Origin of the sequence: Nonomuraea sp. NPDC049784 (genome assembly GCF_040659615.1) — a bacterium.
Lineage (GTDB): Bacteria > Actinomycetota > Actinomycetes > Streptosporangiales > Streptosporangiaceae > Nonomuraea.
Genome location: NZ_JBFAMX010001177.1, coordinates 1 through 1,528, shown reverse-complemented (window position 1 = coordinate 1,528; position 1,528 = coordinate 1). Strand labels below are relative to the sequence as shown.

1 protein-coding gene and 1 pseudogene are annotated in these 1,528 nt (G+C 66.9%); both read right to left on the bottom strand.

Annotated features, from left to right (window positions below; all coding sequences use genetic code 11):
* A partial coding sequence (locus AB0J09_RS64490) for an aldehyde dehydrogenase family protein (RefSeq protein WP_360714348.1) occupies nt 1–1,022 on the bottom strand: 1,022 nt, incomplete at its 3' end.
* A pseudogene (locus tag AB0J09_RS64485) lies at nt 1,022–1,528 on the bottom strand (deoxyribose-phosphate aldolase); the annotation flags it as partial. The pseudogene AB0J09_RS64485 and the gene AB0J09_RS64490, both read right to left, overlap by 1 nt.

The following is a 1,528-nucleotide window of genomic DNA, read 5'->3' as shown; positions in this document are numbered from 1 at the left end:
CGGATCTTGGCCAGCTGCTCAGCCGAGTTGATCGCACCCACATCGGTGTTCTTGTCCAGCGGATCACCCACCCGCAACGTCGCAAGCCGGCGCTTCAACGCGACCAGCAACTCCTCCTGGACCGACTCCTGCACCAGCAGCCGCGACCCCGCGCAGCACACATGACCCTGATTGAAGAAGATCCCATTCACGATCCCCTCCACCGCCTGATCGATCGCGGCGTCGGCGAACACGATGTTGGCCGCCTTGCCACCCAGCTCCAACGTCAGCTTCTTGCCGCTGCCGGCCACCGCCCGGGCGATGACCCGGCCCACCTCGGTCGAGCCGGTGAAGGCCACCTTGTCCACGTCGGGATGGCCCACCACCGCCGCGCCGGTCTCCCCCGCCCCGGTCACGATGTTCACCACCCCCGCCGGCAGATCAGCCTGCCGGCAGATATCGGCGAACAACAACGCCGTCAACGGCGTCGTCTCAGCCGGCTTGAGCACCACCGTGTTCCCACACGCCAACGCCGGCGCGATCTTCCAGGCCAGCATCAACAGCGGGAAGTTCCACGGGATAACCTGCCCCGCCACCCCCAACGGCCTGGTACCGAACCCCGCATACTCCAGCTTGTCCGCCCAGCCGGCGTAGTAGAAGAAATGCGCCGCCACCAACGGCACGTCCACATCGCGCGACTCACGGATCGGCTTGCCGTTGTCCAACGACTCCAGCACGGCCAGCTCCCGCGCCCGCTCCTGAATGATCCGCGCGATCCGGAACAGGTACTTGGCCCGCTCGCTGCCGGGCAGCGCTGACCAGACGCCGAACGCCTTGCGCGCGGCCTGCACCGCCCGATCCACGTCATCGGCCGAAGCGGTGGCGACCTCGGCCAGCATCTCCTCGGTCGCCGGGTTGATCGTCTTGAACGGGGATCCGGAACCGTCGGTGAACTCGCCGTCGATGAACAGCCCGTACGACGGCTTGATATCGACAATGTCGCGCGACTCGGGCGCGGGCGCGTACTCGAAGATCGCCATCATCAGTCCAGAGTGAAGTAGTCGGGACCGGCATACCGGCCGGTGGCCAGCTTCTGCCGCTGCATCAGCAGATCGTTCAGCAGCGAGGAGGCACCCAGCCGGAACCAATCCGGGGACAGCCAGTCATCGCCGGCCGTCTCATGCACCAGCACCAGGTTCTTGATGGCGTCCTTGGTCGTGCGGATCCCGCCCGCCGGCTTGACCCCCACCTGCCGGCCCGTCACCGCGCGGAAGTCCCGCACCGCCTCCAGCATGATCAACGTCACCGGCGGGGTCGCCGCCGGCGACACCTTGCCCGTCGAGGTCTTGATGAAGTCCGCGCCCGCCAGCATCGCCAGCCAGGACGCCCGCCGCACGTTGTCGTAGGTGGCCAGCTCACCCGTCTCCAGGATCACCTTCAGATGCGCGTCCCCGCAGGCGGCCTTGATCGCGACGATCTCCTCCAACACCTTCATGTAGTTGCCGGACAGGAACGCGCCCCGGTCGATCACCATGTCGATCTCGTCGGC